Origin of the sequence: Hyphomonas sp. (genome assembly GCF_037969335.1) — a bacterium.
Lineage (GTDB): Bacteria > Pseudomonadota > Alphaproteobacteria > Caulobacterales > Hyphomonadaceae > Hyphomonas.
The window spans coordinates 1-8000 of the sequence record NZ_JBBKXE010000005.1; the positions used below are offsets into that span (position 1 = coordinate 1).

Consider the following 8000-nt stretch of genomic DNA (forward strand, 5'->3'; position numbering starts at 1 on the left):
GACCAGGAGGCGTTGCTTCAGGGAGACGGGGGTGGTGGGCAATCGCGGCGAGGCGCGGGGTGGACCCGTTGTTCGCAGGGTGCGGGGTATGTCGTACCCGGTCCAGCGATTGACCTCTACCGGCGACAGCTGAACCTGACCTGCCGAAGAGAGCAGAGTGGCCTGATCAGCTGTCCTGGCGGCGAGCATCGCGGATTCACAATCCGCGCAACCGGGGCAGTCTGCCACCATGTCACCAGGCATTGGTTTGGCGGCGTCAGGTGCCAATTCGTCATGACAGGGCGGCGCTTCAGCTTGAATTGTCATTGCGTGCGTCTGGGCGTGACCGGTCATGCAACACGCCATGATGGGGGTTGCCGCAAATGCAGCAACCGCAAGAATCATCAAAAGGCGGGTAAACAAAGTCATAAATTACCAGCTATCACCAGAGACGCTAAAGCGCAAATACGGTCAGGGAGGGGATTGTCAGGGCAAACGCCTTCGTATGAGCGGCAGGGCGTTTAAACTGAGCAAATTATGGTGTCAGTCTCGTACGAACCAGTCTCGGTTATTCGCGTATGAGCAGGTGATCGGCGACAAGAAGATCGCGCCACTCGCGAAGGGCGGCATCGTATTTTGTTTGAACCGAGTCTGGTGTTGGTATGCCTTTCGAAGTTGAAGTGATTGTACACTGAGGAATGGATTGAAACGAATTTCTGTAAACTTCGCATGCGCCGGAAACGAGACATCGCCCGCTCTCGTCTGCGGAAGGGCAGGTGTGAATTCTCGGCGCGATTATTCAGATGCCGGCCCGTTTCCAGGCGATCGTCATTGCTGATGACTTTCATCGCGGCCTGGTAAGAAGGATACTTGTCCGTCACGACGATGTGCGGGCTGCCATAGCGCTTCATTGATTTTTTGAAGGATTTCAAGGCAACGGCTTCGTCGCGCTTCTTGGTGACATAGGATTCGAGAACTGCGCCTTCGTGGTCGACAGCCCGCCAAAGATAGTCCCTCTCGCCGCGTATCTTCACGAAGACGTCGTCCAGGTGCTGCCGCTATTGGGGTTTGCGTCGCATCGATTCCGACCCGCATTTCCGGATTTTGTAAGCGAAGTATTTGCCGAACCGATCGACCTAGAGGCGGACGCTTTCGTGGCAGACATCGATGCCGCACTCGTGGAGAAGGTCTTCAACGTTCCTCATGGACAGCGGGAATTGGACATACATGAGTACGCCTAGCTGGATGATCTCGGGCTAAGTCTTGAAGTAGCGAAATGGGTTCCCAGCCATATTAGCAGACTAAACGCTCGGATATGTCGCCTCAAGGCCGGTTCTCCTGACAATGCCTGCATTTTAGGCGGAGAGCGTGGGACGTGCTGCCTTTGCCAAATACACATTGACCGTCGGTTTTATTCAAAATAGGCTTCACCCTAGACGAACTGTCCCGGAAGGCCTTGTACATGTCGGTGCGAACTGGAAAAATTGCTCTGGGGCCGCTTGAGATTTCAATCCTGAGGTATCTTTGGCGAAAAGAGGGCGCTGAAGTTAAGACCGTTTTCCGCGAATTAGGTTCCTCCGATGCCAATTCGTTGAATACGGTGCAGTCCGCCATGGAGCGCCTATTCCGAAAGGGGCTGTTGTCGCGCGAAAAGGTTAGTCACGCCTATGTTTATCGGGCGGAAGTAAACCGCATGCAGATGATATCGCGGGTTATCGATGATATTCTGCAATCCTTCACGACGGATTCTAAAGACAATTATCTCCTTGCTTTTCTCGACCATGCGGTGGAAAGCGACACGCAGGCCCTGGATCTGTTGGAGCAGATGATCAAGGACAAGCGCGAAGAGGCGGCAGCCAAATCCGGAGAGGGGAATGGTTAGCGCATCACTCTACGAGAGCTTTGGTATTGCGCTTCTCGCTGCGATTGTTGCCTTTTTTCTGGCCGGGGCTTGCCTGAGCGCTGCCTGGCCCGCCCTCCATCGCCATCAGGCACAGCTTAACCCGCGTCATTATTCGCGCGTTGTTTTTGGCTATGCGGCGCTTCCTCTCACGATCAGTGCGGCCGTCCTTGTCTCCTGCTCGGCCGTACCTGTCGCTGCGGGTTTCAATGTCGTTCCGGCGCACTGTCATGTCGAATTGGCTGCTCGGGCCTGCTTGCCGCACGAACCGTCGGGTGTTGCGGGACTATGGTTCAGCCTGTTTGGCGCAATGATGGTCATTCTTTGTGGCGGAATGGCTGCGCTCAGCGGATGGCGCCTGTTCGTGCATTCCCAACTCTGCCGAAAGCTTGATCTGTGCTGTTCTTTTGATGCGCAACTGGACGCATGGGTTCTGGATACCGACAGATCTGCAGCGTTCTGTGTGGGAATCCTTCGTCGGCGCGTGATTATAAGCCAGGGCTTAATCCAGAGGCTGGGGCCAGACGAACTGGACATCGTCCTCAACCACGAACGGAGCCATGCGAGCCGGTTTGATGGCATCGGCATGTTCATACTGCAGATATTGACGGTACCGTTTTTGCCGCGCGCAAAAAAAGGACTGACCGATGAGTTCTTACTCTCGGCAGAATTTGAATGTGACCGCTTTGCCGCCGAGCAATGCGGGGATGGGTTCGCGGTTGCTGACACGCTCGTGAAGCTTGGACGCATTCGGTTGGGCGAAATGAGGGAGCTTGGCGAACGTGAAGATGCTTATGTTTTCTCCGTTTTCGGACAATCAATCGAAAGACGGGTGGCTTGGCTTATCAATACGCCCGCTTCGACTGAGCAGGGGCTCTCGGAGATTATTGAACGGCTGATTTGCTACACGATCATCGTGGCATTCATCATGGCGGAACCGATACATCATGCGCTCGAAACGGCGCTCGGCTATATTCTGAAATAGTTCGATATCCATATGCATTGGGCGTCATGGCGCCTAGAAAACCTATCGAGGATCGGTGTTATCTGAGGAAAGATATGAAAATCTTGAGCAATCCAAGTGTGAATAGTCCTGGTTGTGCGTGCGCCATGCGCGGTCGGACAGTTGCGTCCGGTAAAGGCAGGACCATACGTGGCGGACGACTTCTGAAGCCCCTTTTATTGGTCGGTGCGAGTATCGGATTAGCGCCTCTGGTGGTGCATGCGGAAGGTGCGCAGTTTCTGGCGGAGTCTGTCATGTCGTCTGCTGTGATGGATCGCGGCGAGCAGATCAGCGGTTTATCACTTGAGATGGCCGCTGCCGTGGAGTTGCCGGCCGGTGACAGCCTTTTCTACGGCGCGGTCTATCGGCGGGCTATGCTGGATGACAAAGCGGTCTTTGAAGATGAGGCCGATTATTCGGTGGGTATGATATGGGCGGGGGCTGGATACGTCGTGGATGTATCAGCAAACTGGCTGACTTATCCCGGGGAGGTCTCGCGTGATAGCCTTGAGTTCGATCTGGCGGTCGAGCTGGATATGCCAATGTCGCCAACATTTCTTGGATTCTATGACGTTCACACTGAAGATTACGGCGTTGAGGTTTCCGGTGGGCCTGAATGGGGAGTGGGCCGGTGGTCATATTACGCGATCGGACGTGGCGGTTCCGTAGTTCCAGGTGATGGCTCAAAGCACCGGACTTATGCCGGGCTGGAATTTGGGACGGGATATGCCGTCACGCAAACTGCCGAACTCGGCGCTTTTTTGCGATGGGATTATGCGGACAAGGATTCTTTTGTGGATGACGTGAACAATACGGGGGCCGCAACGGTATCCCGTTCGGGAATAGCTGCTGGTATAGCGCTTTCACTCTCCCTTTGATCCCAAGTGAAGACGTACAAGGAATGAATGTGGAACCAGATATTTCGTAAAGAAGCCTGAAAACACATTGACAGTCGGTTTTTGGGCAATAGTCTTGCCGTTATGTAATGTTCACATTGGAGCCCAAGAATTGTTCATTCTGTCCAATCCTCTTGAAGTGATGTCTTGGGCGAGCCGCGTGTACCGACTCGGCGCTCTGAATGCGGAATTCTGTCGGTGGAGCGGCCCTTCTTTTTACGATTCTCGCGACAAGAAAAACGTGATGGCCAAAGCTTCAGGACAGGCAAGCCCGTTTTCTGTGCCAGATTTTGAGCAAAAGACCGAGCCTGTGTCGGTTTTTTGTGCGGCCGACCAGAATTCGCGGGATTTTCCTCTTTTTAATAGTGCCCTGAATCGAAGTTAGTCAGGTTGTTTTGAACGCCTCAATAGAGGCTGAATTATCGGAACCCAAAATCTAGGAGCGGTGGTTATGGATATGAAAATTGTTAAGCAAGAAGGTGGGCTAACCAAGCGGCTTTTGCTGTCTACGGCGATGACGCTCGGGCTGTCGTGCATGTTGGCAGGCGGTATGCAGGCGCAAGAGGCTGGCGAGGTTGTTGCTGTGCAAGCCGAACCGGAAGAAGACAGTGTGTCGACGCAGAAGAAGGTGGTTGTCACGGGCAGCCGGATTCAGCGTCTGGATCTGACAAGCGTCGGTCCGATTTCGGTGCTGGACAATGAAGACATTTATGGTTTGGGGATCACGAATGTCGAAGAGCTGCTTCAAACACAATCATTCTCGGCTGGCTTTGCTGGCAACTCAAATGCCGCCTATTGGGTGGCGGGGGGCTGGGGCACCGCGCAGGTAAACCTTCGCGGTCTTGGCTCTAACCGGACACTGGTGCTGTTGAATGGACGCAGAGTCGTCGCCGGTGGTTCGGGCGCGAACAGCTCGGTCGATCTGAACATGATACCCGTGTCGATGCTGGAACGCGTAGAGGTGCTTAAAGACGGCGCTTCGGCGGTCTATGGTGCAGATGCGGTGGCAGGTGTTGTCAACCTGATCACCAAGGATCGGTTCGAAGGTTTCAAGCTGGATACGAAGTTCGGTATCTCTGATGAAGGGGATGCGGAAGAATACCTGGTCGATCTGACTTGGGGCGTCGCCAGCGAACGCGGTAGTCTCCTTTTCAGCGCCAACTATCAGAACAACAAAGCGGCGCCACTTGATACTCGGGCGCCGTGTTCGCTTGCCGACACTGATGGAGACGGCGACCTCGAGTGCACCTCGGGCAGCTCGAGCACGGCTGGCGGTCGCGCGGTTTTTGCGAATGGCGATCAGATCAACTTTATCGGTGGCGATGCATATGAGCCGTTTGACATTACCGCGCATGGTTTCAATTCTAACCCGTTCTTCAACGCGTCAAATCCAGTAGAGCGGGTCACCTTTGGCGCAGTAGGCAAATATGAGCTTACTGACTCTATCAACTTCTTCAGTGAAGCACTGTTCAACTGGAGAACATCGAACCAGCCAGGTTCGCCAGCAACGCTCAGCGACATCGCATTCGACGCCGCGCACCCAACAAATCCGACGGGACAGGATCTTACGCTGCTGCGTCGCCGCACTGCGGAATTTGGTGCGCGCCAGTTCGAGCAGGATGTTTCGACATGGCGCTTGGTTGCAGGAATTGAAGGCGATCTCTTTGACGGTTGGAACTATGACGTTGCGCTCAACTGGGGTCGCAACACCGCTGTTGATGCTCTGAAGAACAACATCAATACGCGCCGCCTCGGCGAGGCACTTGATCCTACTCTTTGCGGAATGAACGGAATTCCGTGCGCGGATATCCTGGGTGAAGGTGATCTGACAGCTGAAGTCGGCGACTACGTTCTCATGAACCAGCGTGATACAGGCGGAAACGAGCAAATCAGCTTTAGTGGAAACATTGCTGGGTCGCTGTTCGAGCTTCCTGCCGGACCGCTCGGCTTTGCCGCCGGGTTCGAGTATCGTGAAGACAAGGGGTGGATTGAGCCCGATTCCCTGCTGGTCGCAGGCGATGCGCTTGGCAATGCCCAGGACCCAGTCAGTGGTTCCATTGAGGCGCAGGAACTGTATGCGGAGGTCAATGTGCCGGTCGTTCGCGGCGCGCCGATGATTGAATCGCTCGATCTCGACCTTGCCCTGCGCTACTCGGATTATGATCTCTTTGGATCGGATTCAAACTACAAGGTTGGTGTCAACTGGCAGATCATTCCTGATCTTAAGATCCGGGGAACATATTCGACTGCGTTTCGCGTTCCCAGCGTGACGGAGCTTTTCTCCGGCGTAAGCGAGGGCCAGATTCCGACTGCCGACCCATGCTCCAACTGGGCGAGCCTGGATCCCGCAAGTGTTGTCTATCAAAACTGCCAGGCTGCTGGTGTGCCTACCTCCTATACGCAGTTTGGATCGGCCATTCTCACGGACAGGGGCGGCAATATCAATCTTGAGCCTGAAGACGCGACAACCTTCACTGTTGGTGCCGTGGTCCAACCCAGCTTCGTCCCCGGTCTGTCCTTTACAGTCGACTATTTCGATATCGATATCCAGGATGCCATTCGCCAGACGTCAGGTTCTTCCAAGCTCGCGTCCTGCTACACGTCTATCGGCTTGTCACATCCGTTCTGTGGACCGACACATCACTCGCGTAACGCTCTGACAGGTGACATCAACTTCCTGTCGGCCCAAAGCGCGAACACTGGCGATGAGGTCATGACTGGCATCGATTTCAGCGCCACATATGATTTCTCTGCCTTCGCGTTCAATCATTCGGTGGCCTTCCAGGCGACGCATCTGATGAAATACGAAGTCAGCGCGTTCGAAGGCGATACACCATTTGTCTATGATGGCGGTGTGGGTTGCTGCGATGGTGGCTATCCCGAATGGCGGGCAAACGCCTCCTGGACGGCCAGAAATGATCGCCTGACCGGCGTATACAACGTCCAGATAATTGGTTCAGCTACCGATTATTTTGGCGCGCCAGGAGCGGTCGGAACGGATATTGACGCGGTGCTCTACCACAATGTGCAGGGCAGCTATCAGGTCAATGACCAACTCAAGCTCAGCGCCGGTGTCGACAACCTGTTCGACAAGAAAGCACCGTATGTCCGCTCCTGGTCTGACGGTAACACTGACACCATGACCTATTCTCTGTTGGGTCGGTATCTCTACGCTCGCGCAACGTGGGTTCTGGAGTAATCCTCCCAGCCTGGCCAGCGCCGGGACGAGGCGATCTCGTCCCGGCGTCGGTCTTTTCGACACCAGAACACACCAAACATTGAATTTATTGGAGTAAAGAATGTTACTTAAGCGAGTGACAAAATTGGCGCCGCTACTCGCCTGTCTCGCGGTCTATGCGCCGCTGGCAAGCGCCCATGGGATTTCGGAGGAAGCCCGGCGGCGTATGATCGAAGGCGGCGACCTTCAGTACCTTATTCTTGGTGCTGAGCACATGATCACCGGCTATGATCACCTTCTTTTCCTGTTTGGTGTGATGTTCTTTCTCACCAGTTTTTCGTCGATACTGAAATTTGTGACTGCCTTCACTATAGGTCATACGATAACGCTGATTTCGGCGACCTATCTTGGCATTACGACCAACTACTATTTCGTCGACGCAATCATCGCGCTGACGGTGATCTACAAGGGTTTTGAAAACCTCAATGGGTTTCCAAAACTGTTCGGGACGAAATCTCCCAACCTCGTGATGATGGTCCTGATATTTGGGTTGATTCACGGATTCGGATTGTCGACGCGTCTACAGCAGTTGCCGATACGTGAAGATTCCGGCCTGCTGATGCATATCCTGTCGTTCAATGTCGGCGTTGAATTCGGACAGATTGCAGCGTTGGCTGTTATGTGGATCGTTCTTGGGTTTCTGAGACGAACCAAGTTTTTCAATATGGCGAGCGTATACATAAACGTGGCGCTCATGTTCGCCGGGTTCGTTCTTTTCATAATGCAGATGCATGGCGTGTTTCACACGACCATGGCTGAAGATTACCCGATCAGCCGGGATGACCACATCCATGCCCATCTGGAAATGGAAGCCAGCGGTCGCAGCCAGGCAAGTGATCAGGCCAGTTCGGTTTCTGCACCGGTGCCCTCGGCAGAGACTGCCCAATCGGCGGATGATGCGCATGGCCACTCACACGCGCCTGATGGGTCCCATCAGCTCTCCGGGGATGCGGCGGCTGAGATCCGTGACGCTTATGTTGTCCG

At 54.3% G+C, this 8000-nt stretch carries 8 protein-coding genes; 6 read left to right on the forward strand and 2 right to left on the reverse strand.

Annotated elements, in window-relative coordinates; genetic code table 11:
- Together AADA04_RS00215 and AADA04_RS00220 are read right to left on the reverse strand one after the other, a co-directional pair.
- Positions 1 to 408: hypothetical protein (locus AADA04_RS00215; RefSeq protein WP_340691211.1), on the reverse strand; the 408-nt coding region annotated here is incomplete at its 3' end.
- A 92-nt stretch (positions 409 to 500) separates the two neighbouring features.
- Positions 501 to 1013: a DDE-type integrase/transposase/recombinase gene (locus AADA04_RS00220; RefSeq protein WP_340691212.1), complete on the reverse strand. Its 513-nt coding sequence runs from the start codon at positions 1011 to 1013 to the stop codon at positions 501 to 503.
- A 428-nt stretch (positions 1014 to 1441) separates the two neighbouring features.
- Here AADA04_RS00220 and AADA04_RS00225 point away from each other — a divergent pair, with 428 nt between their 5' ends.
- The 6 genes from AADA04_RS00225 to AADA04_RS00250 form a co-directional block, all read left to right on the forward strand.
- Positions 1442 to 1861: a BlaI/MecI/CopY family transcriptional regulator gene (locus AADA04_RS00225; protein WP_340691213.1), complete on the forward strand. Its 420-nt coding sequence runs from the start codon at positions 1442 to 1444 to the stop codon at positions 1859 to 1861.
- Positions 1854 to 2864 carry a M48 family metalloprotease gene (locus tag AADA04_RS00230; protein WP_340691214.1) on the forward strand — a complete coding sequence of 337 codons (1011 nt, stop codon included), beginning with the start codon at positions 1854 to 1856 and terminating at the stop codon, positions 2862 to 2864. The genes AADA04_RS00225 and AADA04_RS00230 overlap by 8 nt, the downstream gene beginning before the upstream one ends.
- A 272-nt stretch (positions 2865 to 3136) precedes the next feature.
- The gene (locus tag AADA04_RS00235) at positions 3137 to 3760 is read left to right on the forward strand and encodes a hypothetical protein (protein ID WP_340691215.1); all 624 of its coding nucleotides are present in this window, start codon (positions 3137 to 3139) and stop codon (positions 3758 to 3760) included.
- 130 nt (positions 3761 to 3890) lie between these two features.
- Positions 3891 to 4163 carry a hypothetical protein gene (locus AADA04_RS00240; protein ID WP_340691216.1) on the forward strand — a complete coding sequence of 91 codons (273 nt, stop codon included), beginning with the start codon at positions 3891 to 3893 and terminating at the stop codon, positions 4161 to 4163.
- A 66-nt stretch (positions 4164 to 4229) separates the two neighbouring features.
- Complete coding sequence (locus AADA04_RS00245) at positions 4230 to 6977, forward strand: TonB-dependent receptor (RefSeq protein ID WP_340691217.1); 2748 nt, start codon at positions 4230 to 4232, stop codon at positions 6975 to 6977.
- Positions 6978 to 7101: 124 nt separating this feature from the next.
- The coding region (locus tag AADA04_RS00250; RefSeq protein WP_340691218.1) for a HupE/UreJ family protein at positions 7102 to 8000 on the forward strand (899 nt) is incomplete at its 3' end.

What these genes read in the sequence shown, in the direction of transcription:
- AADA04_RS00245 (WP_340691217.1), top strand. Translation starts at nt 4,230, where the DNA reads ATGGATATGAAAATTGTTAAGCAAGAAGGTGGGCTAACCAAGCGGCTT.
- AADA04_RS00235 (WP_340691215.1), top strand. Translation starts at nt 3,137, where the DNA reads ATGTCGTCTGCTGTGATGGATCGCGGCGAGCAGATCAGCGGTTTATCA.
- AADA04_RS00225 (WP_340691213.1), top strand. Translation starts at nt 1,442, where the DNA reads ATGTCGGTGCGAACTGGAAAAATTGCTCTGGGGCCGCTTGAGATTTCA.
- AADA04_RS00230 (WP_340691214.1), top strand. Translation starts at nt 1,854, where the DNA reads ATGGTTAGCGCATCACTCTACGAGAGCTTTGGTATTGCGCTTCTCGCT.